Genomic DNA, 26,001 nt, shown 5'->3' with positions numbered 1-26,001 from the left:
AATGGGATTTTTGCCTGCAAGCCCATGTTTTCATACGGTCAGCGCAGTGAATGCGCAGACCTACTGAACAGTTACCATAGTCCAATACCATTTATATCAACGCACCCTGCTTTTGCAATTCCTCCCGTACCTTCTCTGCGCAGGGCGTCTGGCCCAGCCTTGCCCGCAATGCCGCAGCCACTCCGGCCGCATGCCCGGTAGCAAAGCAGGTTCCCATGACTCTTACGGCCGCAAAGGCTGTATCATCTGCCCAGATCATTCTTCCGGCTCCATACAGATTTTCCAATGTTTCTGACTGCAATGCCCCCAGAGGAATATCAAACCAGCTGCCTTCCTTTACTGCCAGGTAAGTAGCCATCTCTGTCATGTTCCTGTGAATCTCCGGTTTCCAGCCGCCGCGGGCAATCCCATCTGCCCGTTTGTGTCCGGAAAGCACATCCTCACCCGTCAGCTGCGTCCGGCCCACCAGCTTTCTGGTCTCCCGAAATCCGATGGAAGGTCCGATCATAACCAGTTCGCTGTGCTCCATGCCAGGCATGTAGCGTTTCAATGCCAATGCGTAACTCACAGCCTGCTCTCTCAGCTCCTGTTCCATTCTGGTAAGCTCCCGGGCAAATAAGCCTTCCGGCATCACACTCGGGATCAGGGCACAGACCATCTGGGATCCCTCCAGCGTCAGCAGGAATCCGCTCTCCCTTGGAAGATGTTTCATACCGGCATTTCTGGCCTGGTCCACCGCGCGCTTCACAGCCCTGGGAGACATATCTTTTGTAATGTCAACTCCGCTTAGCCGGAACGGAAGGGAAGCTGCCTGAACCTGTCCATGCTCATCGCCCCACGAAAACCTGGCTCCGGCCAGGCGCACCAGGTTCGCATCCCCCGATGCATCCACGAATGCCTTCGCCCTTATCGTAAACATTCCCTCATCATCCGCACAGGTCAATGCGCAGATCCGGTCCTTCTCTGTCTGCGCGCCAATGACCAGACTATGGAGAAGCAGATCCGCCTGCAGCTTCTGCAAAAGATGATCCAGCGCGCATTTTAAATATTCCGGCTGAAAAGAAATGTTCCAGTTACCAGAAGCAGACAAACGATTCTGCGCCGGAGCTCCAAGCTTTTCCAATTCCTCCAGGACCAGGTTTCCGGCACCTTCTACTACCCGGACCGGATTTTTCCCGCAGGTTGTAAAGCCGCAGAAAGCTCCGACACCGGAATGGGTTGCCTCCCCGCCCAGATAGGCATTCCGTTCTATCAGAACAACTCTGGCTCCCGTCATGACTGCTCCGGCTGCCGCTGCGCATCCGGCAGTACCTCCGCCCACCACCGCCACATCATACTGTTCCAATCGTTCCATTCTACTATCCGCCATTCCTATTCGCTGAAATACCGCTCCTGCACTTCCTTTACCGGCATCTCCTGACCGGTGTACAGGCGGAAAGCCTCGGCACCCTGCCACAGAAGCATACCGATTCCCGGAATAACTTTACATCCGGCTTCCTTTGCTTCCTTTAACAGCTTTGTTTCCCGCGGATTGTATACAATATCGGAAACCACCAGTTCCGGTCTCATCATGCTTACATCCGGGATCACACTCTGGTCATCCATCGGTTTCATGCCTACTTTTGTGGCGTTGCAGAACAAATCTGCGTTCGTCAGCTCCCGACGCAGCGCTTCTGCATCCTCCAGGTCAAAAATCTCTGCCTGGCACTCCGGCACATGTTCCCGGATTTTACGCACCGTCTCCTCACCGTTTGCGAAACGTGGGGAAGATTTCCGCGCAAAGATCGCAATTTTCTTCGCTCCACCCAGGGCTGCCGCGATCTGAATGGCAGTACCAGCGCCGCCGGTTCCCGCAATCACCAGTTTCTTCCCGTGAATATCAAATCCGTGCTCCAGACAGTTGCGGATCCAGCCTGTTCCATCGGTGATATGTCCCACCAGTTTTCCATCTTCATTTACAATGGTGTTGATGGCCCCCGTCAGCTGCGCCGCTTTGGAAAGCTCATCACAGCAGGAAGCTGCCACGGTTTTTCCCGGCATGGTAATGTTGCAGCCGCGGAAGTTCATCATCTTTAACGCCTCAATGGCCTTTTTGGTATCTTCTTCTTTAATGTCAAAGGCCAGATAGCGGTAGTCCAGTCCCAGCTTCTCAAAGCTGTAATTGTACATAGCCGGTGAGCCGGAATGGGCTACCGGACTTCCGATCAGGCATAACAGTCTTGTATGTCCACTGATTTCCATAGTCATTCTCCTTCTTAATTATAAATGATTCTATATCCTTACATAACCAGTACCAGCACCGTGATGATACAACAGATGCTGATCAGGGCCGATATCGAATTGAGCGCGCTGGACAGTCCAAAATCCTCTCCCAGATCTGCCGTAAATGCCGGCACGGCGGAAGAAATTGGGCTGAACACCAGAAAAGCCAGGGCCTGGCGATATTCCAGTTCCAGCGGCAGCAGATTGAAAAATGCCACAGCCAGAATCAGTGCAACTCCATAGCGGACCACAAGAATCCGGGCCATAACGCCAATCTGTTCCCGGCTGCCAGACAGATGAAACCCGACTCCCAGCATCAGCATGGCAAGAAACGGGTTCGCATTTCCCAGAATCCCGGCAAAGGAAAGTACCGGATCCGGGAGACCAATGTGAAGCAGATTCAGCACGGTCATCAGTATGTAAGTATCAAACGGCACCGAGCGTACCAGCGTAGAAGCAATGCGCTTAAAGGAGGACGATGGCTCTCCTCCACCCTTGATCATAGACGCAACGCTGTAAGAACCACCCAGACAGACAAAGGAGTTTCCTGTATCAAACAGACTGGTAGCCAGCATTCCGGCCGGTCCGAGAAAACTCTGCACAAAAGGCATGGTAAAGGTTCCGATATTATAGCCGGAAACGTTCAGGACCTCAAACGCTCGTTTTTCTTTGGATGCATGCAGGTTCAGGATGTACAGAATACCCATATACAACGCTCCTCCGCCAAATCCAAGCAGGCAGATTGCCAGCATGGAGGGCTGGATTTCCCTTCCGGCCACACTGGTGATAATCGATGCCGGCAGTGTGATCTTCAGCACGATCTTAGACAACACATGAAAATCGTCTTCTTTAAAAAAGCCAATCCGGCGCAGCAGATGCCCCAGAATAATTACCATAATAAAGCAGGCGGCCCTCATCAGTATTGGTCCCACAGTAACTCATCCTCCCTCTCTTTCACTCTCTTGCACTCGTTCTCGCGACTCGCGTCACTCGATTGCCTCGTCGTTCGCCTTAAGCCTGCAAGCACGCTTTCGGCTCTCTTGCACTCGTTCTCGCGACTTGCGTCGCTCGATTGCCTCGTCGTTCGCCGCAACCGTGCAAGCACGCTTTCGGCTCTCTTGCACTCGTTCTCGCGACTTGCGTCGCTCGATTGCCTCGTCGTTCGCCGCAACCGTGCAAGCACGCTTTCGGCTCTCTTGCACTCGTTACATTGTGCATCAGATTTTCCGGGATGGCAAGTGGTTTTCCAGATTTCTTTCCTTTTTCCCATTCGGACAGTCCGATCTTTCATTCATATTTCGTTCACAATTCATTCAAAAACCTTTTACAGATTCAACACGATTTCTTCACGATTTCTTCCTATACTGTAACCATAAACAACAGGAACGAAAGAGTTGTTTATAAAACGCTTAAAAGATTTTTTTCATAATACTCGAGCTGATAACGCAGGTTATCAGCTCTCCTCCCTTTTTAACAATGAAAGCAGGTGCTATTTCCCGGCACCTGCTTTTTCGTTTCGTAACTGTTCAGTACCTTCACAGTCACGAGCAAAAATCCATTAAAAATTGCCTGCGGCAATGGGATTTTTGCTTGCCAGCTCATGTTTTCTTACGGTCAGCGCAGCAAGTGCGCAGACCTATTGAACAGTTACTCGTTTTCTATTATTCTGTTTTCCAAAACCTATCTCACGCAGATATAAACCAGATACCCCGCATACATGGCAAGCATCACCAGGCCCTCTGCCCGGCTGAGGCGAAGCTTGCTGCGGCATAAAAACCAGGTAATCACGCTGGCCGCGATCAGACAGATGGTATCAATCACCGCAAACTCCGTCACCGCAATGGGATGGACTGCCGCGGATGTGGCAAGCACCATGAGAATGTTAAAGATGTTGGAACCGATGACATTGCCAAGGGCCAGACCATTTTCCCCTTTCCGGGATGCAACCACGGAAGTCACCAGCTCCGGCAGAGAGGTTCCAAGAGCAACCACAGTCAACCCCACAAGAGTCTGGGAAAGGCCAAAGGACAGGGCAATGGCTTTCGCGCTGTCCACCACCAGATTGCCGCCCCAGACAATGGCCGCCATGCCGCCAAAAATATAAACCACACTGCGCAGAGGAGAAAGCACGCGGATATCATCATCTTCCTCCGTCCGGTTCGCCAGAGCGTCCCGGATTGTCAGACCAAGAAATCCGGCAAACAGCACCAGCAGAAAAATGGCCTCCGGCCTGCTGATAAAATGATCCCGGAAGATCATCAGAAGCAGGGCCACTGCCACACCAACAGACGCGGCGTAATCCCACCGCAGCTGCACCACAAAGGGCCGGACCACACCGCAGCATCCCAAAACCACCAGCAGGTTAAACAGATTGGAGCCGATCACATTGCCCACTGCAATCTCATTGCTGCCGGCCAGAGAAGCCGTCGTGCTGACCGCCAGCTCCGGTGCGCTGGTTCCAAAGGCCACAATGGTGAGTCCAATGATGATGCTTGGCACCCGCAGCGCCCGCGCAATGGAAGAGCTCGCCTCCACAAAATAATCTGCTCCCTTGATCAAAAGCACAAAGCCGACAACCAGCCAGACGTACATCAGCATAATTTTTCTCCTCGCCTACAATGGGGACTGTATTCACAATAGCGTTTATTCCTAAATGAAATACAGTATAGGTGGTTTTGCTGTACTTGTCAAGGCGGTGCCGGCTCTGGAAAAGTGCTTATTGTCAAACTTTTATGCTTCCTCTCCTTCGCTTTCCTTCGGAAGGATCGTGTTCAGGAAGATGGAAAGGATGGTGGTAACCACAACGGAGGATCCGCCAAAGATGGTTACAAACCACTGCGGGAACAGCTGCAGGCATCCCTCTGCCTGGGTAATACCAGAGCCAAGGGCCACGGAAACACCCACGATCATCATGGTCCGGCTGGTAAATCCTGCCTTCTGGATCAGCTTGATGCCGGTCATGGCAATCATGGAGAATACCGAAATGGTTGCTCCGCCCAGAACGCAGGATGGAATCGTGGTCAGCACGGAAGCTGCTTTCGGGATAAATCCCGCAATCAGGATGAATACGGCCGCAGCACCCAGAACGTAACGGTTGATGACTCTGGTCAGAATGACAATGCCCACATTCTGGCTGAAGGTTGCGGTCGGAAGTCCGCCAAAGAACGCTCCGATCACACTGCAGAGACCATTTCCCACAATACCGCCGCTGATTTCCTGCTCCGACGGATCACGGTCCATACCGCCGCATGTGGTGGATGTCAGGTCACCGATGGCTTCCACGGCCTCAATGATGCACATAATGGTCATGGCCGCAATGGCGCTCGGCACAAATTTAATGCCGAACTGCCCCACCGGCGGAAGCTGGAACCAGGAAGCAGCTGCCACATTGTCAAAGGAAACCATGCCCAGAACCAGTGCCAGAATATATCCGGCGATCATACCAATGCGGATAGCCGGAGTCACGCAACCCACGATCATGGCTACCACATGCTGGAATGCCAGCGGAAGCAGTTCCCCGGCTCTCGGTACTCCGTCAAATTCTGTTACTTTTGCGTATTTTTTATTCGATTCCATAGTGTCTGATTCCTCTTTTCTTCACGGTCATAACATGTTATGAAGCCTAGTTTAACACTTTACTGTTATGAAAACTATGGAAAAGAATGCCAAATAGATGGTAGTTTTTTGTTGAATTCATACATTTTTTTAGGTCGCATGACTGATTTTATGTTAGCCTGCATAATTTATTTTTAGTATTGTATTTATTTCTCTTCGTCAGCAATTTCCGTCCGTGGAAACCTCACATGTTCTGCCAGCAGCCATAGCGACAGAAGATTTGGATATGCCATCAGTCCATTTACCAGATCCGATACGATCCAGACCAGCTCCAGACGGCAGACGCACCCCAGCCAGACTGCCAGAAGGTAGAGAACGGTATACAGATATTCTATATCTGCCCCGGGGCACAAGTGCTCCGCCAGGTAGGAAAACATCTGTCTTCCTATATAGTACCAGGCTATGATAGTAGCAAAAGCAAACACTGCCATACTGCCAGATACCAGAATCCCGCCGAAGCTGCCCAGAATTTTTGTGAAACAAAAGGAAGTAAGGGCAGCACCATCCAGACCAGGCGCCCCTCCCACGCACAAAATTACCAGTGCCGTCAGCGTGCAGATCACATTGGTATCAAAGAACACCTCGAACATGGCCCACATGCCCTGCTCCTCCGGCCCAGTATCCTCTGCCGCCCCGTGAAGTACCGCCAGCGTCCCAAGTCCCGCCTCATTGGAAAACACGCCCCGGGCCAGCCCAAAGCGCACGTTCCGTGAAAAAAGAAATCCGGCGATTCCACCGCCTGCGGCTCCGGGTGTCCAGGCTTCTTTTACAATCTGCAACAGCACCGCCGGAATACGGCGGCGGCACACTGCAAGCACCCACACGGAGAACAGGAAATAAATCCCTGCAGACAGCGGCACAAACCAGGAAGCCATCCGGGAAATGCGCCGGATTCCACCCCACACCACCGCCGCCGTCAGGGCTGTGACCAGAGCCGCCACAATTTCTGTTTTCATGCCGGCTTCATAGCGGAGTGTTTCACTGACCGCATTCGCCTGCACCATGCTGCCCATCCCCAAAGAAGCCAGTACCGCAAACAGCGCGTAAATCAGTCCCATGCTCCGGCAGCCCAGCCCGCGCTCCATAGACACCATAGGACCACACTGCCATGCTCCGTCCGGCCCGCGATAACGGTACTTCTGCCCCAGGCTGGTCTCCGCGTAAGCCGTAGCCATGCCGATGAGGGCGGAAATCCAAAGCCAGAACACAGCACCGGGGCCGCCTGCAGTCAGAGCCGTTGCCACGCCGACAATGTTGCCGGTGCCAATGGTGGCCGCCAGGGCGGTGCAGGAGGTCTGGAACGAAGAAACCGAACCGTTCCCCAAACTTCCCACCGTTTTTTTCCACCAGTACGGCAGTTTCCGGATCTGAAATCCACCGGATTTCACGGTAAAGAACAGTCCTGTCCCCAAAAACAAAAACATCGTCCATGGCCCCCAGACGATTTCGTGTAACATCTGCATAGTCTGCTGCATGGTTATCCCCGGATATCAGATTTTCTATTCAGCTTATGCACACGACAGCCTTTATTTGTCACCAAAAGTGCTCCGTCCCCTCGAATTTTTGCATATAATATGCTATAATCCAGCTACGGGAACCGATGTTTTCAGGTTCCATTACATCGTGGATGCTCTATTCAGAGCTTCCTCAGAAAACGAGGTGGCTTTATGCCCGGATTTACGACACACTATATCTTAGGAATGAAGGCCTACAACGACCTTCCCAACAATCAGTTAAAATACATCATTGCCAAATACCGCTGGCTCTACCAGCTTGGCTTGCAGGGACCGGATATATTCTTCTACAACATCCCCATCCTGCGCCACCGGGACTACCGCAACGTAGGCTCCTATATGCATGAGCATCACATTCAGGACTTCTTTGTCTGTTACCTGCGTCATTTGAGTGAAATCAAATCCCGGCAGCAGAGAGAAGAGGGACTGGCTTACTTCTGCGGCTACTTAAACCACTATATCGGGGACTCCATCTGCCATCCTTACGTGTACGGGCGCATCGGCTACGATGCCAAAGCGCCAAACAGCCAGGCCCACGGCCGCCACGCTGCCCTGGAAAATGACATCGATGCGATCCTCCTCTGGAAGTACAAGCACAAAAAACCGTCCCAGTTCAATCAGGCCGCCACCATCTGTTTAAACGGCATGGAGACCCAGTTCATCTCCCGGTTCCTGGCTGAATGCATCAACGAGGCTTACTATCCCATCACCTACAGTAACAACTTTCAGGTGACCCCGGCCATGATCCACCGCTCCATCCTGGCTCTGCGCTTCGGCTGCCGGACCCTGGCAGACCCAAAAGGATCCAAACGCAACAAAATTGCCTTCGTGGAAAAACTGGTTCTGAAAAAGCCGGTGGCATCGCAGAAGCTGGTCACGGATGAGATCAATAACCCGCGGGAAGTATTAAACATCGATCATGATATCTGGTGCAATCCCTGGGACCGCAGGCTTGCCTCCAAATCCTCCTTCCCGGATCTGTTTCGCCAGTGCCTGCACAAGAGCAGCAATGTCTACGCCATCATCAATTCCTATCTGACCGGCGAACTGCCAACTGACAGAAAAGAAATGGACCGGCTGCTGGATGAACTGGGCAGCTACTCCTATCACAGCGGACTTTTTGTTCCGGATTAATCACTTTAAGAACAAAACAGCGCCGATACGGAATCTTTTTGTTCCATACCGGCGCTGTTTTTCTATATGCGGATTTTACTGTTCCGGATAATCTTTTCCGAACCAGGTGGCAATGATGCCATACGGTGTTTTCGGAGTTACCAGAGAAACTACCACCATAATGACGGTGGAAAGAAGTGTTGCCATAACTGCCGCGTTCATTCCAAGAGATAACGGGAGGATGCCCTTATCAATCAGAAGGAACAGTGCAATGCCGCTGATGATTCCGGCTACTGCGCCGTACTCATTGGCCGGTTTCCAGAACAGGCCTAACAGCAGTACATGGAAGAAGGCTACGGTCATACCACCACTTGCGTAGGTAATCAGGGAAGCCAGAAGTTCCGGCGGATCACATGCAAACAGGAATACAATGATTGCAACTACGATGATGCTGCACATATTCAGCTTCTTAACGGTCTCCGGTTTTGCATTCGGATTAATGAGTTTGCTGTATACATCACTTACAAAAGTACCTGCAAGGGAAACTACCATTCCGCCTACGGAAGACTGAACCGCGCCGCACACACCGGCAAGAACCAGTCCTGCTGCCCACGGCGGCATTGCCGTAACAGCCAGAGTCGGAATTCCAAGATCCGGGGTTGCAAGAGTTCCCTCCGGAAAGAGGTACTTAATCGTAAAGCAAAGTCCATTTAAGCCTAACAGCCAGATTGCCACAACCACAGTTCCGACCTTGATTGCCTGATGCAGGGTGCGGGAATCTTTATACGTCAGTGCCGTCATGGTAACATGCGGCAGGGTAAAGGTAGCCATGCCCCAGAGGAACGCAAAGGAGAATACCATTCCGACGCCCTTCACCGGCATGAACCACTCTGGTTGCTGCTCAATCAGCGCCTGAATCGTTCCGGTATAGCTGAGACCAGTACTGCGGATTCCCATGAAGAACAGGATGATAACAGATACCGTCATGACAATACCCTGAATGACAATTGCTGTTGCTACGCCCTTGATACCACCCGTAACAGCCGCAATGATTACCAGAACGGTAAAGATTGCCAGTCCAATACGGTAATCCTGTCCGGTCAGGATCTGGAAAATACGTCCGCCGCCCGTGATGGTGGAAACCGCAAAGGCTCCCAGGAAGAACAGTACAACAAAGCTGCATAAAAAGCCAACCAGCTTGTTCTTATTATAGCGGTGCATCAAAAGTTCCACAAAGGTCTGGGAATTAGTTCTGCGGGCTACAATACCCACACGTTTACCGATCAGTCCCAGTACCATGAAGTTGGAACACATGGACCAGAAACAGCACACCATCCAGATAGCGCCGAAGGTATAAGTAAAGCCCGGCACTCCCATGAACACACCTGCTCCCGCAACGCCTGCGGAAACCATCATGGCAGTCATCAGAATACCACCGTCACGTCCTCCGGTATAAAACTTACTGATATAGTCTCCCTTTCCTTCTTTCATAGCCCGCCGGGAATAAAGACTATACCCCAGCAGCAGGATCGTATAAATTGCAAACACAACTACAATCGTAGTTCTTGTACTACTCGATATTTCCATAAAAGCCTGCCCCCTTTCTCCCTGGCATTATTTCTTCTCTCTTGGTTTTACAGTTCCATGCTCCGTGATATCCATATCCCGATAAACAAATGTGGTAATCAGGATTACGGCAACTACCATGCCGATCAGAAGGCAGATCTGGCAGAAAATCCAGAGCGGGAAGCCAAAGACATACGTATAATGCTGCGGATCAGGTCCATTCACCATGTACAGGTTCAGGATCATCAGAACGGTAAATACACAGAAGGTCCCGATGGTAACCCAGAATTCCTTTGCGGTCTGTACAAAGCGCTCATCCGGCTCAATCTCAGAAAACTCATAATCACGACTCTTCGGATCTATTTCTCTTTTCTCCATATGTAATCCCCTCTGCCAATATGGCTTTTATTTTCCATTAAATTCCGGTGCTCTCTTCTCAGTAAATGCTGCGATTGCTTCCTTGAAATCATGAGAATACATCATGTTATCCATGAAACTGTTCTGTTCTACCATGAACTGGTCATACAGGCGGGCATCCAGGTTGCGGCAGAAGTTCTGCTTGAAGATGCTGACTGCGCGGTAGCAGGATGCGGCCATCTCATGGGCAAATTTATCTGCCTCATCCCAAACCTCTGCCTTCGGAACAACCTTCATAACAGTGCCGTACTGATACAGCTCCTCTGCCGTAACCGGATTGCCGGTAAATGCCATCCATTTTGCCTTATGTAACGGAACGATCATGCGGGCAAATACGCCTGCTGCCGGGATACCGAGTTTTACTTCCGGAATTCCGAACTTCACGCCCTCGCCTGCGATAATAAAGTCACTGGCTGCCGCGATACACATGCCTGCGCCCATTGCCGCGCCCTGAACCGCGCAGATAACCGGCTTCTTGCAATCCCACACGGCACCAGCTGCCTTGCCGCAGCACTCTGCGGAGTAGTTTGCCTTGGTGCGGGAATCAAAGGAATCAAATGCGCTGATATCATTTCCGCCGCAGAAGATCTTTCCATTGGCACGAACCACAACAACCGCAACATCATCACGCTCGCCCAGTTCCAGAAGGGTATTTGCAAACTCTACATACATCTCGTTTACAAATGCGTTTGCCGGTCCTCTGTTTAAGGTTACATAAGCAATTTTATCTTTTACTTCCATTAAAATATCTGACATATCTCTTCCCTCCGTTTTTTATGATTGTTGTGTTCAGCCTTCCATAATTGCCTTTAAGCCACCCCAGTCTTCCTGGAACAATGCTGCATCCATTTCCTTTAAATTCGGGGAAATGATCGGCTTGAAATCCATATTTGCCAGAATGTCTTTCTCCAGGTCAATGCCAGGCGCGATTTCTGTAAGCATCAGGCCATCTTTTGTCAGTTCAAATACACCACGCTCCGTGATATACATAACTTCCTGGCCGGATTCTACTGCATAATCACCACTGAAGGTTACCTGTCCAACTTTGGATACGAACTTGCGGAACTTACCTTCATTTACAATGTGGATCTTTCCGTCTTTTACTTCGGTCTGCAGCTTGCCTGCCATAAAGGCGCCACAGAAAATAACTTTCTTTGTCGGCTGTGTGATATCGATGAATCCGCCCGGGCCGTTAAAGCGAGGGCCAAATTTGCTGACATTGACATTTCCGCGTTCATCGGTCTCCGCGAGTCCAAGGAACGCAGCTCCAAGTCCGCCGCCACAATACCAGGTGAACTGTACATCTTCATCCAGGAAGCACTCCGGATTCCAGCAGTTTCCGAATGCTTTTCCGGTAATGGCAACGCCGCCAACGGTTCCGGACTCACTGGTTAAAGTAACATATTTCCCACACTTTTCCTCGTTTACAACAGACGCAATATTCTGTGGGATACCGATACCAAGATTGATGCTGGTTCCTGCCTTTAACTCCATAGCCGCACGGCGGGCAATCACTTTCGCTTCCGTTAACGGCAGTTTCGGAAATTCGGCCAGATCTGCCTTTACATTTCCTGCCATAGCCGGATTGTAAGCAGATGCCTCATTCTGCTGATGGGTATGAATATCTTCATTGATCACAACATAGTCGATAAAGATTCCCGGAACATGAACGGTTCTCGGATGGATGGTTCCTGCCGCAGCCTTATATTTTGCCTGTGCGATAACAATGCCGCCGCACTGCTTCACTGCCATTGCCAGGGAGAGGGCTTCACTGTTGATACTCTCCTCCTCGAAGGTCAGGTTTCCATGGGTATCTACGGTGGTTCCGCGGATCAGTCCCACATTCAGCACCGGCTTCGGATAGAACAGATACTCTTCGCCCTCAAAATCAATCACCTTACAGATATCTTCCTTGGATACCTGATTTACCTTGCTGCCCTCCAGACGCGGGTCCGCATAGGTTTTCAGTCCGATTTTGGTCATCAAGCCCGGACGGCCAATTGCGATCTCATGATACATATGAAGGATATTTCCCATTGGCCAGCAATACGCTTCAATCTTATTTGTATTACACAGTTCCATGATTTTCGGGGATGCTCCTAAAAATCCTCCGTTCCAGCGTTTCAGCATTCCCTCATGTGCCCAGTGATCCCAGCCGTATTCGGTGATCGGGTTGTTTCCCTGGTGCGCGCCATAGAAAAGCGTCAGATTTTTTGGTTCTCCGGTTTCCAGAAATCTGGCTTCCGTGGAGCGAATTACATCCTCACAAAGTCCCATCAGTGCCATTCCTGCGGAAGCAACGGTATCATCGCTTTTAATCAATTCTGCTGCTTCCTTTGCTGTAACAAATCCTTTCACTTCCACTCCTCCTTCGTTATTTTTTTATCATTTATCATAATTATACAAAATTTCGCAAAAATTTATATGGATTTTCTGTTTCTTTTCCCGGAATCCCAGTTCCATTTTCCGTGCATTTATACTGCAAAACTAGCAGTTTTTTTGACAAAATAGCAGTTTTGTGGTACATTATATACAGTGTTTATGGAAGGATGGGCTTTATGGCAGAAAATTTACTTAACTACGAATGGCAGGCGCTCTCGCAGCTTATCTACCGCATGAACCGCTGCAAAGACTATACAGAATTTTCCAGAACAATTCTTGAACAGATTCAAGGTATCATTCCCTTTTCCCAGGGTCTTGTGTTTAAAGCATCCAGAACAAACAGCAGTATTACCTTAAGCAATGCCGCTATCGTTCCCCAAACTCCGGAATTGCAATATTATGTTGATAAATATATGACCGGATCCTACTCTCCGCGCTGGACTTCCTATTTAAACAGTCCCTGGAGCAGCGTATTCCGTTATTCCAATATCACCCCGGACAACACCTGGACTAATACTCCAATTTATACAGATATTTTAAAGCCACAGGATCTGTACTACGCAATCTATATGACCTTTGTCCATCGCGACCAGCCACTTGGCGCCATTGCCATCTGGCGGAAAAAAGGACAGGAGGACTTCAGTGACCGGGAACTGTTTATGCTGGAAATGCTGAAGATCCATATCGAGCTGAAGCTGTTCTATCTTTTAAACTTTGAAGTAACGCCAAAGACCTTTTCCGCATATTCCAAACGTTCCAATCTGACTCAGTTCGCAGAGGAAAAGGGGCTTACCAAACGGGAACTGGAGATTCTTCAGCTGATGAACAATGGAAAAAACGGACCTGATATCTGTGAGCAGCTTTACATCAGCGATTCCACGCTGAGAAAACATGTCCATAACATTTACCAGAAGCTGGGCGTCAAAAACCGTGTTCAGCTTCTGCAGTCGCTCAAAAGAATATAACAAAAAATGGAGACCGGCGATCCTTATCGGATCACCTGGTCTCCATCTTTCATGCAGTAATGCTTTTCTACACCCAGTTCTTTCATCCACGCCTTGGTCTCTGGTGTGGTATATTTTCCATCCTCGTTGTCCCACAGCCACTGGGGTGTCGGCCACAGGCAGATTTTCGGGCTGACTGCCTCGTAAAACTCTTTCGTTACGGCATGCTGTCCATGGTGTGCCATCTGTACGATGTCGGCTTTTAAATCTTCCTTCGCCACCGTTTCCAGCACATGATTTCCGCCGTCCACCTGCAGATCGCCGGTGAACAGAATCGTGACACCGTTTACCAGCATCTGGTATACCATGCTGGCATCATTTCCGTCCCGCTCGCCCACATGGTTATCATCCGGCTCATAGCGGTCGTTTAATACGGTAATGCACACATCATCCACCAGAATCTCATCGCCCTTTTTCACCGGGCATGCCTCATCCTTCGGAAGTCCTGCCAGCGCGGTGAGAATGGCATCCGCGGTTCCCAGATCGCCAAGCTCATGGGTCTTGTACCAGTCCAGGGAAGCAAAATCATAGTAAATATGATCGATGGTGATACCGGTGTCCTCCCCGTCGGCCTCACTCTGCAGGATGTTTAAGAGCGCTCCCACATGGTCGGTGTGAGCATGGGTCAGAAACCAGGCTGATACATGGCCGCCGCGCTTTTTGATCTGCTCTTTTAAGTAGTCGGCATCATCCCACCAACCGCCGTCCACTACGATCAGGCTGCCTTTCTTCGTCTCCAGAAGGAAGGACATCATCTGGGCCTTCGTCTGTCCGGCCAGCATGGTCAGCTCCGCTCCGCCAAGGATCGGCTCCGTCTGAGCCGCGATTTCTTCCGCGGTCTTTCCCTGGGTTTCCAGCTCTTTTACCTTCTCGCCTTCCGTCACCAGTTCCACATTTTCATAGGTTCCGGTACTTCCGGTCTGCTCCGTTTTATGGGCGGATTCCGACGCATCCGCGCCCCTTGCCCGTACTGCCCGCTTAACCGCAAACACGCAGCCAAAGGTAAGGAGCAGCACCAGCAATACGCCCAGGATCACAAACCACATATTCCTGTGTCGCCGGTAACTGCGGTATCTTCTGGATGCGGCACGGTCAATGGACATCTCCATCTGCCATCCGATCTTCCGGCTGCCGCTTCTTCTAAATCTGTGTCTTCTGCCAAATCTTCTCATAGAATCCCCTTGCTTTTTCCGCAATGCGGTGATATTATGTTCAATATAATTCGATTTTAAGTTTTTTTGAACAGGAGGCTATTATGAAACATTACACTGACCAAGCTGCTGCCGGGCAGACATCTCTGCTCCACCAGATCGACTGGTTCACCACACTGGTTCCCTTCTTATGTATCCTGGCGCTCTGTGCCTGGTTTGTCATAAGTCCGGAAAGCTCCACAAACACCATCAGCGCCATCCGTAATTTCCTGGGCGATGAGATGGGAAGCTATTATCTCATCATCGGTCTGGGTGTGTTTGTCTGCTCCCTCTATATCGCGTTTTCCCGGTTCGGAAAGATCCGCCTGGGCGATACCGACAAACCGCTGTACTCCGGCTTCCAGTGGGGCTCCATGATTTTCACTGCCGGCCTGGCTGCCGACATCCTGTTCTATTCCTGCTGTGAGTGGATCCTGTACGCTTCGGACCCGCACACCGCCGAGATGGGGGCCCTGCATGACTGGGCTGCCACTTATCCCCTGTTCCACTGGGGACCGATCCCCTGGGGCTTTTACCTGGTGCTGTCCGCGGCTTTCGGCTTCATGCTTCATGTCCGCAAACGGACACGTCAGAAATACTCCGAAGCCTGCCGCCCGGTTCTTGGAAATAAAGTAGACGGTCTGGCTGGAAAGCTCATCGACCTGATCGCGGTCTTCGCGCTCCTGGCCGGAACTGCCACCACATTCTCCCTGGCAACCCCGCTCCTGGCGGGCGCCATCAGCACGGTGACCGGCATCCCGCAGAGCACCGGACTCACCCTGGTGATCCTCATTGTGGTCTGCGCCATTTATACCTTCAGCGTGTACTTCGGCATGAAGGGCGTTCAGCTCTCCGCTGCCACCTGCACCTGGCTGTTCTTCGGCCTGCTGGCCTATGTCTTCTTCTTTGGCGGCCAGACCCGCTTCATCATTGAAGAAGGCATAACTGCTCTGGGCAACTTAACCCAGAATTTTATCGGCCTGGCCACCTGGACCGATTCCCTCAGAACCTCCTCCTTCCCGCAGACCTGGACCATTTTCTACTGGGCCTACTGGATGGTATGGTGTGTGGCCGTGCCGTTTTTCATCGGCTCCATCAGCAAAGGACGCACCCTGCGCCAGGTCATTCTGGGCGGCTATGTATTCGGTCTCTCCGGAACCTTTACTTCCTTTATTATTATGGGAAACTACGGTCTCGGCCTGCAGATGCATGGAAAGCTGGATGTGCTCTCCACCTACGCTGCAGACGGCAACCTGTATCATGCCATCCTGGATATTCTCGGACAGCTCCCGCTTTCCAAAGCCGTGCTTGTCCTGCTGGTGCTGTCCATGATCACCTTCTACTCCACGTCCTTTGACTCCATCACCATGGTGGCCTCCACCTACACTTACAAGGAGTTAAAGAGCGATGAAGAGCCGCACCGGAACGTCAAGCTGTTCTGGGCTATTTTCCTGATCCTGCTGCCACTGGCGCTGATCTTCTCAGAAAACTCCATGTCCAACCTGCAGACCGTATCCATCATCGCGGCCTTCCCGGTGGGGATCATCATGCTGCTGATCATCACCTCGTTTTTTAAGGACGCAGACGCGTATCTGCAGGAGCAGGCGCACAATTCAAAATCCTGATTCCAGGCAGTGCAAAATTCCACCCGACACATAGTATCCGCCGGGCATTCCGCCTGCTTTTCACAGAAATATATCCGCCGGATTTGTACGACTCCGGCGGATTTTTCTGGTCAATTTTTCTGCACTATTCTTACACAGACTTCTTCTCCACATTCTGTGTCTCTTCCACGATATAAATCGGCCGGTCCTTCAGCTCGCTGAACAGAATCGCGATATACTCTCCGATAATACCCACGATCAGAAACAGGATTGCGAACATAAAGCAGTTTAAGATCACGATGGTGGCGTAACCGCTGGGCGCGCCCTGGCGGGTGAACAGCGTGTAGATCATTACCGCCACTCCCAAAAGTCCCGCAAAGGCTCCGGCGTAAATGCCAAGCTTCAGCGGCAGGTTGGAAAAACACATGATGGTGTTCATGGAAAAAGCCAGCAGCTTGCGGATGCTGTACTTGCTTTCCCCTGCGACCCGGTCGTGAGCCTCATAGGTAATGGTGGTCTTCTGGAATCCAATGCTCTGCACATACCCCCGCAGGAAACGCACCTTCTCCCGGTAATTCTTCCGCAGCACCTCGGCTGCTTCCCTGGATACCGCAAAAAAGTCCGACGCGTTTGGCTCAAACTTTACCTCCGAAAGGGTGTTGATGACCCAGTAAAATCCAGCGGAGGTGATGTTCTTGATCAGCCCTGCGGACTTATTCTTCGTCCGCACCATGCTGATGACCCCGCATCCCTCCTCAAATTTCCGCACGATTTCCGGCAGACATTCCGGCGGATGCTGCAGATCCGCGTCCATACAGACGATGCCGTCTCCATCCGCATAGTCAATGCCCGCGATCATGGCTGCCTCGTGACCAAAGTTGCGGGAGAAGGATACCACCTTCACTTTCTCATCCCGGGCTGCATACTCTCTTAAAATGGAAAGACTGTCATCCCGGCTTCCATCGTTGACGAACAACAGCTCGTAGTCCCAGGGAAGAATCTCCAGGATCAGCTTCGTTGTCTCGTAAAACATGGGCAGTGCCTGTTCTTCGTTGTATACCGATACCACTACCGATAATTTCTTTTCCATCATGCTTCCTCGTCAAATACCTGAATGTCTATTGTGGAATGGGCCGGTACCCGCTCGGCCTCCGGCGGCAGCTTCATGTAGTCGCCGTATACCCAGGTCAGAACCTCATGGGCATGCTTTGAAGCCATCAGTGTCTCGCCCTCAAATTCAATGTCGGTAATCTCTTCGCACCATTCCTTCTGAATGGTCACATACAGATAATCCGGCTGGTAGTTGCTGTAATAGCACAGACTGCTGCGGCCATGCTTATCCTTCAGCGCTGCAGCATGCTGCATTTTAAAAATCAGTTTCATCGGGATCAGCTTTCCGACTGCGGAACCGCCTCCCACCGCCAGCTTGTGGAACAGGCTGTACTTGGAGAAATCCAGATGATACCGGTGTCCCATAGCCAGAAGGTAAATGCTCTTGTGGAGCAGCCGGGTAAATTCTGCTGCCGCCTTGTTTTCCGGAAGCTCGTCGATGATAAACAGATCTACCCACAGGTGATTTAATTTGCCCTCGTAATACTGCACCTCCGGGGAATCCTCATGGCGGCGGCTATTCTTGTAAATGACCCGGGCCGTAAAATCGAAAAACGCTTTTCCGCCCTGGAAATCCTCCGGCATCAAAAGCTCCATCGTATCCGGCAGTTCCCGTTTTACTACCTTTAAGAATGCCTCGTAATTGTTGCGGGTAAACGCGATATCCACGTCATCATCCCACGGGATAAAGCCTTTGTGACGGACAGCCCCAAGCAGGGTGCCGCCGTCCAGCATATATTTAATCTTATATTTTCTGCAGATCCGGTCGATCTCTTTTAATATTTTTAAATTAATCTCATGAACCTTTGTTAAATCGTACTGCACTGTCCGACCTCTTTTCCGGCTGGCCTCCACATGGCGGAAGGCTGCCTGATCCTGTATCTGTCATCCGCGCATCCTGCCTGCGGCTGGTGCGGAAACTACTGGTTGATGGCTTCGCGGATCGTTGCTGCCATGTAATCGATCATCTCATCGCTCATGCCCGGATAAACACCTACCCAGAAGGTATCCTGCATGATGCGGTCGGTGTTGGTTAACTCGCCCACCACACGGTAGCCGCGCTTCTCTGCCCGCATCTGGTCAAAGCACGGGTGCTTGGTCAGATTTCCGGCAAACAGCATACGGGTCTGTACGCCCTTCTTCTCCACGTACTGAACCACCGCATTGCGGTCCACGCCTTCCTTGCAGGTGATAAGGAAACCAAACCAGCTCGGTCTGGAGTTCTCACACGGCTCCGGCAGGATTAGCTTGTCAGTGGTATCTGCCAGTGCTGCTTTCAGACGGTCAAAGTTGTGGCGTCTGCGCTCCACAAATCCCGGGAACTTGTCAAGCTGCGCACATCCGATGGACGCCTGCAGGTCGGTAGCCTTTAAGTTATAACCGAAATGAGAGTATACATATTTGTGGTCATAGCCCAGCGGCAGCTCGCCGTACTGACGGTCGAAGCGGTGTCCGCACAGGTTGTCCCGGCCGGACGGGCAGACACAGTCGCGTCCCCAGTCGCGGAAGGAGCGGATGATCTTGTTGAGCAGCGGGTTGTCGGTATAAACAGCGCCGCCCTCGCCCATGGTCATATGGTGCGGCGGGTAGAAGCTGGAGGTTCCGATATCACCTACTGTTCCGGTAAATTTTTTCACACCGTCAATGGTGTAACGGCTTCCAAGAGCATCACAGTTGTCCTCGATGAGCCACAGGTTATGGCGGTCACAGAAGTCCTTCACGGCCTTTAAGTCAAACGGGTTGCCCAGAGTGTGCGCAATCATCACGGCTTTCGTCTTCTCAGAGTAAGCCTCCTCCAGTTTCGTCACATCAATGTTGTACTGCGGAATGGTCACATCCACAAACACCGGAACTGCGCCGTACTGAATGGCCGGGGTTACGGTCGTCGGGAAACCGGCTGCCACGGTGATGATCTCATCCCCCGGCTTCACCTGACGCTCCTTTAAGAGCGGGGAAGTCAGGGTCATGAAAGCCACCAGGTTCGCGGAGGAACCGGAGTTTACCAGAGCGCAGTAACGCACATCCAGATACTCTGCCAGCTTCTCCTCAAACTCATCGGTGTAGCGGCCGGAGGTCAGCCAGAACTCCAGAGCGCTGTCCACCAGATTCACCATCTCCGCTTCATCGTACACGCGGGACGCATACGGAATGCGGTCACCCGGTTCGTATTTCTTCTTATTGTTAATATGATAGGTTCTGCAGTAATCCGCTACCAGGTCAAGGATTTCCTGGCGTGCCTGCTCCTGTGTTTTTTCCATATTATTACTCTCTCCTATATCTTGTTGACAGATTTCCGTTCCGGATCTCTAAGGTTTCCCCGAATCTCATCTGCTCTCTCTTAGTATTGCTGAATCTGCTGATCCATGACCTTTCTCATATCCTCCCCAGCCAGGTACGCCTTCGACCAGACAATGGTCTTCTCAATCGCATCCTGAATATGCCAGTGGGGCTTCCAGCCAAAGGTCTTCTTGATCTTCGAGCAGTCCAGCTTTAAGAAGTTTGCCTCATGGGGGCCTCCGTCATGCTGGTTCACCCAGGAAGCGCCATCGCCCCAGAGATCACAGAACAGCGTTACCAGCTCGCCGGTAGTCACGCAGTCGCACTCATCCGGTCCCACGTTATAATATCCCTGGTACGCCAGATCCTCATACTGCTTCTGGGCAATCTCCAGATAGGCAAACAGCGGCTCCAGCACATGCTGGAACGGTCTTGTGGAATACGGATTTCGCACCACAATCTCTTTGCCGGCCTCCATGGCGCGAACGCAGTCCGGGATAATGCGGTCGTTTGCAAAGTCACCGCCGCCAATGACATTACCCGCCCGGGCAGTGGAAATCGCGCAGTGTCCGTCCGCGAAGAAGGACTTCTGATAGCTGTGGGTCACCAGCTCGGAGCAGGATTTGCTGTTGGAATACGGGTCATAGCCATCCAGCGGATCGCATTCGCGGTAGCCGTATTCCCACTCCCGGTTCTCGTACACTTTATCGGTGGTCACATTCAAAAAGGATTTCACGGAAGGAGTCAGGCGCACGCACTCCAGCACGTTCACCGTTCCCAGCACGTTGGTCTCATAGGTGTAGACCGGATCCTTGTAGGAATCCCGCACAATGGGCTGTGCTGCCAGATGCAGCACGATTTCCGGCTGTACCCGGTCAAAGACTTCCTTCAGATGTTTCAGATCCCGGACATCCCCGATCACACTGTCCATCGTATCTGCCAGTCCGGCAATGGAAAACAGAGCCGGATTGGTTGGGGCCTCGGCTGCGTAACCGGTCACCTGTGCGCCTGCCAAAGTCAGGATCCGGCACAGCCAGGAACCTTTAAAACCCGTATGTCCGGTCACCAGGACTTTCTTTCCCTGATAAAATTCCCTGCATGTATTCAAATCATACTTCATTGTATTCTCTCCCTGCTGCCACTCTCTATTCGTTCCAGATCTTCCAGGGCGCATTTCCGGACTGCCACAGCTTCTCTAAGAGCTGCATCTCGCGCTGGGTGTCCATGCACTGCCAGAAACCATCGTGGTAGAAGGACATCAGCTGTCCCTCTGCAGCCAGACGGGTCATCGGCTCCTGCTCGAACACGGTAGTGTCGTCCTTCAAATAGGAAAAGACTTCCGGATTCAGCACCATAAAACCGCCGTTAATGATGGCACCGTCGGACGCTGCCTTCTCGCGGAAGGAGCGGATGGTATTGTCCGGGCCAATGTCCAGCACGCCCTTCTGCTGGTCGATGCTGACGGTCGTGATGGTAGCCGTTTTTCCATGGGACTTGTGGAACTCCAGCAGTCCCTTTAAGTCTACATTGCAGACTCCGTCGCCGTAGGTCAGCATGAACGGCTCGTCGCCAATATACGGCTGGATGCGCTTTACGCGGCCGCCGGTCATAGTGTTTAATCCGGTATCCACCAGCGTCACCTTCCACGGCTCCGCATAGTTGTTGTGAACCTCCATCTTGTTGTTGGCCAGGTCAAAGGTCACATCGGAGGTATGCAGGAAATAATCTGCAAAAAACTCCTTTACCACATACTGCTTATAGCCCAGGCAGATCACAAAATCATGAAATCCAAATTCGGAATAATATTTCATGATGTGCCACAGGATCGGTCTTCCGCCAATCTCAATCATTGGCTTCGGCTTTAAATGGCTCTCTTCACTGATCCGGGTTCCCAGACCACCTGCCAGAATTACAACCTTCATCTTCTTTCCTCCGTATGGTATCATTTACATTTCAGTCCGCTGTCATCTTCAGAAGCACGGCCAGCCGTGTCACGCCACGCTTCTCCAGCGCGTTCGGCACATAGAAATTGCTCTCAAACCGCAGGGTCACCGGCTGATACGGATCCACCTGAATCGTGCATTCCTCATTCTGCTCTGTAAAGTTAATATATTCCTTCGGCTCGCCGTCCACATACACGGTCAGCCACTGGTCGTCCGTGAGATCCCTCGGATAGTGAAAGCTTAAATGGATTTCTCCGGTGCTTCCGGCCATCACCTGAACAGACGCGCGCTCATCTAACCAGCCATCATCGTAGAAGCCGTAGATCGGACGGCATTTAAACATGGATGCCGCATGAGTGATATCCTGGAAGCGGTTATTCTCCGGGTCCTCCTGGATCACCAGCATGTCATCGGTGATAAGGCCAATGTCCCGCAGATCCTTAATGTGAACCACCTTCACACAGTCCTCACGGTTCAGCCGGTCAAATACCCGGAAGAATTCGGCCTGAGTGAAATCGTCCATCTCAAATTTATCCCCTACAATGTAGATGGTCTTTCCAAAAATTCCCACACCGTACTGTCCGTAGGTTTCCTCTGCCAGCGCGTTATAGTGTTCCTGGTCTGCCCAGTAGTAGAGGTTCGGGAACAGGCCCCGGTAATAATGCTCCACCGGAAGCATGAACAGCACGTACAGGGTAAACAGGCTTAAATACGGAAGCGCCTGAACCCAGCGGCCCCGCTTAGCCATCTGCTCAGTGAGACTGCCGTACATCCAGGAGAGGAATAACAGCGCTGCCGCCAGGGAAACATAGACCCAGCGCATCTCCACGCGGATGGTCACGCTGGAGCAGACAATGCAGGCTCCGATAAATGCCACAAACAGGAATGCCTTCTGTAAATAAGGCACCATTTTCTTACCTTTATGAAGCACCCGGATAATAAAAGCAATCACCAGCATCGCGATCATCAGGTCTGCCAGGGCAATGAGAATGGTCACCCACAGCGGCGCTTCCCGGAAGTTCTGTCCGTTTAAATGCTCCGGCCCGGCGTTAATGCCGAAGATGTAGGCAATCTGGCTTAACACAAAGTGCAGCACTGAATTTACAGACAAGGTATCTGCCACATCCGTTCCACCGGTTCCCGGCGGGGAGATGGTTCCGATAAAAATGAACCGCAGAAGCTGGATCAGGGCAAATCCCACCGTCGGAGCCGCCCACAGCTTCCAGCTCTTTGACATTTTAAAGAGCAGGGAAAAATAAAACAGCGGAAGCAGCACCATGTAACGCTCATGCACCAGGCAGACACAGAAATAAAGCACTGCCGCCAGATAAAACTCCCGGTTCGCAGCCGTCTCATCCGTTTCTCCCAGATACTCTAACAGGAAATAGAGAATCCCCAGCGCCATCCACATGGCCATGGTCTCCATCAGGCCCAGGGCCTGACCGATCTGGTAATAGGACATGCGGGACATTAAAAACATGACCGCGCACAAAATCCCCACATACGCAGAATGGCTGAACCGTTTTGCCATGCGGTACAGGTTGTACGCAAGACAGGAGTTCAGCACAATGTTAAAGGGCACATACCAGTTTACATGGGTGCCGAATAGTTTCATTTCTGTCCATGCCACCAGATTGTAGAGGGCACGGAAACGGGTTCCGCCGCTGGTAAACACCGCCGCGAAAAACGGGTTATCGTTAAAACAGAACCACTGGTAGAGATCATCCATGTAAAGGCCCTTGATCTCCATATGGCGGTTGATCACAAACGCGAACGCAGTCAGCAGGATCAGGGCCAGGGCTTCCGTCTTCCAGACGTCCGCGCGCTTTGTCCACTGATACTGCATGGCCTCCGCCTTCTGCTTTCCGCTAAATTCCATCTTTTCCATAATTATACTCCAAATTATTTCGTAACTGTTCAGTACCCTCACAGTTACATTATTTCTCATAAGCCGAATATGCCTTGCGGTAAAAATGCATCAGCACTTTCACCACCGGCTTCGGCCAGATTTTCCCATACATGGCTGTCTCATCTTCCACGCGCTGGTGATTTTCGATGCAGGCCTTTGTGGTGGCCCCGTCGTGGATCCGGTAGCGGATCAGCGGACGCTCCACACAGATAAACCGTCCCGGACGGTTCGCCAGCTTCCACATGGTGTCCCAGTCCAGCGCGAATTTGTAGGGCGAGTCAAACAGCGGCGCGCCAAGGGCCTCTTTATCATAGGTACAGGAAGGACAGATGATGGGGTTGCCAAACACCAGAGCCGCCTTTTTCACAAAGGTCCGGTCTGCCAGTCCATGCAGGCGAAGCGGCAGACGCAGGATCATCTTGATAAACTGGATCAGCCCCGGTCTCTGCAGCGTTTCCCCTTTTAAGATTGCGCAGTCTGTAGTGAACACCGTGGTGTCCGGGTATCGTTCCCAGCACCGCTGTACCTCGGCCGCGTAATCCCGGTGGTAACAGTCATCCTGATGGGCAATGGTCACCAGACGGGTGTCCGCCTTTCCGTAAGCGAAGTTCCAGTCATCCTGAATGTCGCTCTTTCCATCCCGCACATACAGTGGAATATCATGGATTTTTGCCATAGCTTCCAGAAACGGACTTGGTGTGGAGGTGCAGAGAATAATCTTTGACTTCACAGACTGCCGTTTCAGGGAATGGATGCAGGCATCCAGATAGGGCGAATCCTTATAGGCACAGATCGCAAAAGTATGACTGGTCATGGCCGCTTGTCTCCTTCCTGTTTCATTCGTGTTTTGCTTATGCTCCCTGCCGTCTGCAGGGTCAGCACCTTTCCTATTCTTCGAAGAATGCCTCTTCTAACATCAGGCACAGCGCATGATAAATCGGAAGATGCAGTTCCTGAATCTTAAAGGTCTCCGTCTCCGGGACGATGATGGCCACATCTGCCCGCTTTCCAAGCAGACCGCCATCCTTTCCGGTCAGACCAATGACGCTTAAGCCTTTCGCTTTCGCGACGGTCACCGCATAATCCACATTTTTCGAGTTTCCGGAGGTCGATATCCCCAGGAATACATCCTCTTTGTCCCCATACCCACAGACCTGCTGGGCAAAGATCATGTCCGCGTCCACATCATTGGCAAAAGCCGTGGAAAGGCCCGGATGTCCGTCCAGGGCAATGGCTCTTAAGCTGCCCTGAAGGCTGCGCGCCAGCTCTGCTCCGTGCTTTGTATCCTCCATAGCCAGACAGCACTGCAGTGTCTCGTCTAACGGGCGGCGCTTTTTAAAACCCTTCATCAGTTCCCCGACAATGTGCTCCGCGTCCGCGCAGCTTCCGCCGTTTCCAGCCACCAGAAGCTTTCCGCCTGTGCGGTAACAAGTCTCCAGCACCTCATAAGCCTTTAAAATAGCCTCCCGGTTCTTCTCCAGAACCGGATAGCGTACAAACAGCTCCTCATAGATTTCCTGCTGTTTTTCTGTTAATCTCATTGTATGCCTCCAGTAAATCATTTGCGTACAGATCGTAAGGGAAGTCTCCCTTCTTTTTCTGTTCTTCGTGGACTCCGGCGCCGTAGCCGGTTCCCACCAGCACGGTGCGGACTCCGTAATTGCGTCCGGCCTCAATGTCGATCAGCTTATCACCGATCATCCAGGAAGAAGCCTTGTCCACGTCAAAATCCTGTTCCGCCATCTCAAACATGCCAGTCTCCGGCTTGCGGCAGTGGCACTGGATCTTGTACTTTCCAATGCCATGCTCCGGATGGTGCGGGCAGTAATAAAATCCGTCAATCTCCGCTCCCTGCTCCGCCAGAAGCTCATTCATATAGCGGTGCAGTTCCCTGACATCGTCCTCCGTGTAATAGCCCCGGGCCACCCCCGCCTGGTTGGTGATCACCACCAGCTTGTAGCCCTGGTCCTTAAATGCTTTTAATGCCTCCGGCACTCCCGGAAGCAGCACCAGATCTTCTTTCCGGTGCAGGTAGTTGACCTCAACGTTCAGCGTACCGTCCCGATCCAGAAATATTACTTTTTCCATGGTATAT

Annotated in this window: 23 protein-coding genes; 3 read left to right on the top strand and 20 right to left on the bottom strand. The window is 51.6% G+C overall.

What is annotated here, in order from left to right:
• Positions 1-91: 91 nt before the first annotated feature.
• The 6 genes from WMO41_RS10940 to WMO41_RS10915 all read right to left on the bottom strand — a co-directional run bounded on the left by WMO41_RS10940 (position 92) and on the right by WMO41_RS10915 (position 7,352).
• Entirely contained in the window at positions 92-1,369 is a 1,278-nt protein-coding gene (locus tag WMO41_RS10940) for an FAD-dependent oxidoreductase (RefSeq protein ID WP_349229784.1), read from the bottom strand.
• 2 nt (positions 1,370-1,371) lie between these two features.
• Positions 1,372-2,247 carry a shikimate dehydrogenase gene (gene aroE, locus WMO41_RS10935; RefSeq protein ID WP_494338456.1) on the bottom strand — a complete coding sequence of 292 codons (876 nt, stop codon included), beginning with the start codon at positions 2,245-2,247 and terminating at the stop codon, positions 1,372-1,374.
• Positions 2,248-2,279: 32 nt separating this feature from the next.
• Positions 2,280-3,194 carry an AEC family transporter gene (locus tag WMO41_RS10930; protein WP_349229782.1) on the bottom strand — a complete coding sequence of 305 codons (915 nt, stop codon included), beginning with the start codon at positions 3,192-3,194 and terminating at the stop codon, positions 2,280-2,282.
• Positions 3,195-3,942: 748 nt separating this feature from the next.
• The gene (locus WMO41_RS10925; protein ID WP_349229781.1) at positions 3,943-4,860 is read right to left on the bottom strand and encodes a calcium/sodium antiporter; all 918 of its coding nucleotides are present in this window, start codon (positions 4,858-4,860) and stop codon (positions 3,943-3,945) included.
• 132 nt (positions 4,861-4,992) lie between these two features.
• The gene (locus WMO41_RS10920; RefSeq protein WP_349229780.1) at positions 4,993-5,838 is read right to left on the bottom strand and encodes a uracil-xanthine permease family protein; all 846 of its coding nucleotides are present in this window, start codon (positions 5,836-5,838) and stop codon (positions 4,993-4,995) included.
• A 185-nt stretch (positions 5,839-6,023) separates the two neighbouring features.
• Positions 6,024-7,352, bottom strand: coding sequence for an alanine/glycine:cation symporter family protein (locus tag WMO41_RS10915; RefSeq protein ID WP_494338455.1), 1,329 nt, complete (start codon positions 7,350-7,352; stop codon positions 6,024-6,026).
• A 192-nt stretch (positions 7,353-7,544) separates the two neighbouring features.
• Between WMO41_RS10915 and WMO41_RS10910 the strand changes: the two genes are divergently transcribed.
• A complete protein-coding gene (locus WMO41_RS10910; RefSeq protein WP_349229778.1) occupies positions 7,545-8,525 on the top strand; it encodes a zinc dependent phospholipase C family protein in 981 nt (326 codons plus the stop codon).
• A 75-nt stretch (positions 8,526-8,600) separates the two neighbouring features.
• Here the strand turns inward: WMO41_RS10910 and WMO41_RS10905 are convergent, their stop codons facing one another.
• From WMO41_RS10905 to WMO41_RS10890, 4 genes are read right to left on the bottom strand one after another with little or no spacing between them, the layout of a single operon-like run.
• Positions 8,601-10,091, bottom strand: coding sequence for a sodium:solute symporter family transporter (locus WMO41_RS10905; RefSeq protein WP_349229777.1), 1,491 nt, complete (start codon positions 10,089-10,091; stop codon positions 8,601-8,603).
• Between the two features lie 27 nt (positions 10,092-10,118).
• Positions 10,119-10,448 carry a YhdT family protein gene (locus WMO41_RS10900; protein ID WP_349229776.1) on the bottom strand — a complete coding sequence of 110 codons (330 nt, stop codon included), beginning with the start codon at positions 10,446-10,448 and terminating at the stop codon, positions 10,119-10,121.
• A gap of 27 nt (positions 10,449-10,475) precedes the next feature.
• Complete coding sequence (locus tag WMO41_RS10895; RefSeq protein WP_349229775.1) at positions 10,476-11,243, bottom strand: enoyl-CoA hydratase/isomerase family protein; 768 nt, start codon at positions 11,241-11,243, stop codon at positions 10,476-10,478.
• A gap of 33 nt (positions 11,244-11,276) precedes the next feature.
• Entirely contained in the window at positions 11,277-12,845 is a 1,569-nt protein-coding gene (locus tag WMO41_RS10890) for an acyl CoA:acetate/3-ketoacid CoA transferase (RefSeq protein WP_349229774.1), read from the bottom strand.
• A 200-nt stretch (positions 12,846-13,045) separates the two neighbouring features.
• Between WMO41_RS10890 and WMO41_RS10885 the strand changes: the two genes are divergently transcribed.
• Entirely contained in the window at positions 13,046-13,834 is a 789-nt protein-coding gene (locus WMO41_RS10885; RefSeq protein ID WP_349229773.1) for a helix-turn-helix domain-containing protein, read from the top strand.
• 23 nt (positions 13,835-13,857) lie between these two features.
• Here WMO41_RS10885 and WMO41_RS10880 read toward each other — a convergent pair whose 3' ends face one another.
• Positions 13,858-15,045, bottom strand: a complete 1,188-nt coding sequence (locus WMO41_RS10880) for a ComEC/Rec2 family competence protein (protein WP_349229772.1) — start codon at positions 15,043-15,045, stop codon at positions 13,858-13,860.
• Positions 15,046-15,128: 83 nt separating this feature from the next.
• Here WMO41_RS10880 and WMO41_RS10875 point away from each other — a divergent pair, with 83 nt between their 5' ends.
• Positions 15,129-16,688 (top strand): BCCT family transporter, encoded by a 1,560-nt coding sequence (locus tag WMO41_RS10875; RefSeq protein WP_349229771.1) that lies wholly within the window; start codon positions 15,129-15,131, stop codon positions 16,686-16,688.
• Between the two features lie 130 nt (positions 16,689-16,818).
• Here WMO41_RS10875 and WMO41_RS10870 read toward each other — a convergent pair whose 3' ends face one another.
• The 9 genes from WMO41_RS10870 to gmhB all read right to left on the bottom strand — a co-directional run bounded on the left by WMO41_RS10870 (position 16,819) and on the right by gmhB (position 25,994).
• Positions 16,819-17,757 (bottom strand): glycosyltransferase, encoded by a 939-nt coding sequence (locus WMO41_RS10870; protein WP_349229785.1) that lies wholly within the window; start codon positions 17,755-17,757, stop codon positions 16,819-16,821.
• Entirely contained in the window at positions 17,757-18,602 is an 846-nt protein-coding gene (locus WMO41_RS10865) for a LicD family protein (protein WP_349229770.1), read from the bottom strand. Before WMO41_RS10865 ends, WMO41_RS10870 begins: the two co-directional genes overlap by 1 nt.
• Before the next feature lie 95 nt (positions 18,603-18,697).
• Positions 18,698-20,035: a lipopolysaccharide biosynthesis protein RfbH gene (rfbH, locus tag WMO41_RS10860; protein ID WP_349229769.1), complete on the bottom strand. Its 1,338-nt coding sequence runs from the start codon at positions 20,033-20,035 to the stop codon at positions 18,698-18,700.
• An 80-nt stretch (positions 20,036-20,115) separates the two neighbouring features.
• Positions 20,116-21,174, bottom strand: a complete 1,059-nt coding sequence (gene rfbG, locus WMO41_RS10855) for a CDP-glucose 4,6-dehydratase (protein ID WP_349229768.1) — start codon at positions 21,172-21,174, stop codon at positions 20,116-20,118.
• A gap of 25 nt (positions 21,175-21,199) precedes the next feature.
• The gene (gene rfbF, locus WMO41_RS10850; protein WP_349229767.1) at positions 21,200-21,976 is read right to left on the bottom strand and encodes a glucose-1-phosphate cytidylyltransferase; all 777 of its coding nucleotides are present in this window, start codon (positions 21,974-21,976) and stop codon (positions 21,200-21,202) included.
• Positions 21,977-22,007: 31 nt separating this feature from the next.
• Positions 22,008-23,885, bottom strand: a complete 1,878-nt coding sequence (locus WMO41_RS10845) for a hypothetical protein (RefSeq protein WP_349229766.1) — start codon at positions 23,883-23,885, stop codon at positions 22,008-22,010.
• Positions 23,886-23,934: 49 nt separating this feature from the next.
• Entirely contained in the window at positions 23,935-24,720 is a 786-nt protein-coding gene (locus WMO41_RS10840) for a glycosyltransferase (protein ID WP_349229765.1), read from the bottom strand.
• 73 nt (positions 24,721-24,793) lie between these two features.
• Positions 24,794-25,447, bottom strand: coding sequence for an SIS domain-containing protein (locus WMO41_RS10835; RefSeq protein WP_177292920.1), 654 nt, complete (start codon positions 25,445-25,447; stop codon positions 24,794-24,796).
• A complete protein-coding gene (gene gmhB, locus WMO41_RS10830; RefSeq protein WP_349229764.1) occupies positions 25,413-25,994 on the bottom strand; it encodes a D-glycero-beta-D-manno-heptose 1,7-bisphosphate 7-phosphatase in 582 nt (193 codons plus the stop codon). Before gmhB ends, WMO41_RS10835 begins: the two co-directional genes overlap by 35 nt.
• Positions 25,995-26,001: the final 7 nt, after the last annotated feature.

It is taken from the genome of Ventrimonas faecis, assembly GCF_040096075.1.
GTDB lineage: Bacteria > Bacillota > Clostridia > Lachnospirales > Lachnospiraceae > Brotaphodocola > Brotaphodocola faecis.
The sequence above is the reverse complement of the archived record's forward strand: the minus strand, read 5'-3'. Positions and strand labels throughout refer to the sequence as shown.

Coding starts and splice junctions, on each gene's coding strand:
- WMO41_RS10905 (WP_349229777.1), bottom strand. CDS start 10,091: ATGGAAATATCGAGTAGTACAAGAACTACGATTGTAGTTGTGTTTGCA.
- WMO41_RS10920 (WP_349229780.1), bottom strand. CDS start 5,838: ATGGAATCGAATAAAAAATACGCAAAAGTAACAGAATTTGACGGAGTA.
- WMO41_RS10910 (WP_349229778.1), top strand. CDS start 7,545: ATGCCCGGATTTACGACACACTATATCTTAGGAATGAAGGCCTACAAC.
- WMO41_RS10880 (WP_349229772.1), bottom strand. CDS start 15,045: ATGAGAAGATTTGGCAGAAGACACAGATTTAGAAGAAGCGGCAGCCGG.
- WMO41_RS10840 (WP_349229765.1), bottom strand. CDS start 24,720: ATGACCAGTCATACTTTTGCGATCTGTGCCTATAAGGATTCGCCCTAT.
- WMO41_RS10940 (WP_349229784.1), bottom strand. CDS start 1,369: ATGGCGGATAGTAGAATGGAACGATTGGAACAGTATGATGTGGCGGTG.
- WMO41_RS10885 (WP_349229773.1), top strand. CDS start 13,046: ATGGCAGAAAATTTACTTAACTACGAATGGCAGGCGCTCTCGCAGCTT.
- WMO41_RS10875 (WP_349229771.1), top strand. CDS start 15,129: ATGAAACATTACACTGACCAAGCTGCTGCCGGGCAGACATCTCTGCTC.
- rfbG (WP_349229768.1), bottom strand. CDS start 21,174: ATGAAGTATGATTTGAATACATGCAGGGAATTTTATCAGGGAAAGAAA.
- WMO41_RS10895 (WP_349229775.1), bottom strand. CDS start 11,243: ATGTCAGATATTTTAATGGAAGTAAAAGATAAAATTGCTTATGTAACC.
- WMO41_RS10915 (WP_494338455.1), bottom strand. CDS start 7,352: ATGCAGCAGACTATGCAGATGTTACACGAAATCGTCTGGGGGCCATGG.
- WMO41_RS10900 (WP_349229776.1), bottom strand. CDS start 10,448: ATGGAGAAAAGAGAAATAGATCCGAAGAGTCGTGATTATGAGTTTTCT.
- WMO41_RS10845 (WP_349229766.1), bottom strand. CDS start 23,885: ATGGAAAAGATGGAATTTAGCGGAAAGCAGAAGGCGGAGGCCATGCAG.
- rfbF (WP_349229767.1), bottom strand. CDS start 21,976: ATGAAGGTTGTAATTCTGGCAGGTGGTCTGGGAACCCGGATCAGTGAA.
- aroE (WP_494338456.1), bottom strand. CDS start 2,247: ATGACTATGGAAATCAGTGGACATACAAGACTGTTATGCCTGATCGGA.
- WMO41_RS10870 (WP_349229785.1), bottom strand. CDS start 17,757: ATGGAAAAGAAATTATCGGTAGTGGTATCGGTATACAACGAAGAACAG.
- WMO41_RS10835 (WP_177292920.1), bottom strand. CDS start 25,447: ATGAGATTAACAGAAAAACAGCAGGAAATCTATGAGGAGCTGTTTGTA.
- rfbH (WP_349229769.1), bottom strand. CDS start 20,035: ATGGAAAAAACACAGGAGCAGGCACGCCAGGAAATCCTTGACCTGGTA.
- gmhB (WP_349229764.1), bottom strand. CDS start 25,994: ATGGAAAAAGTAATATTTCTGGATCGGGACGGTACGCTGAACGTTGAG.
- WMO41_RS10925 (WP_349229781.1), bottom strand. CDS start 4,860: ATGCTGATGTACGTCTGGCTGGTTGTCGGCTTTGTGCTTTTGATCAAG.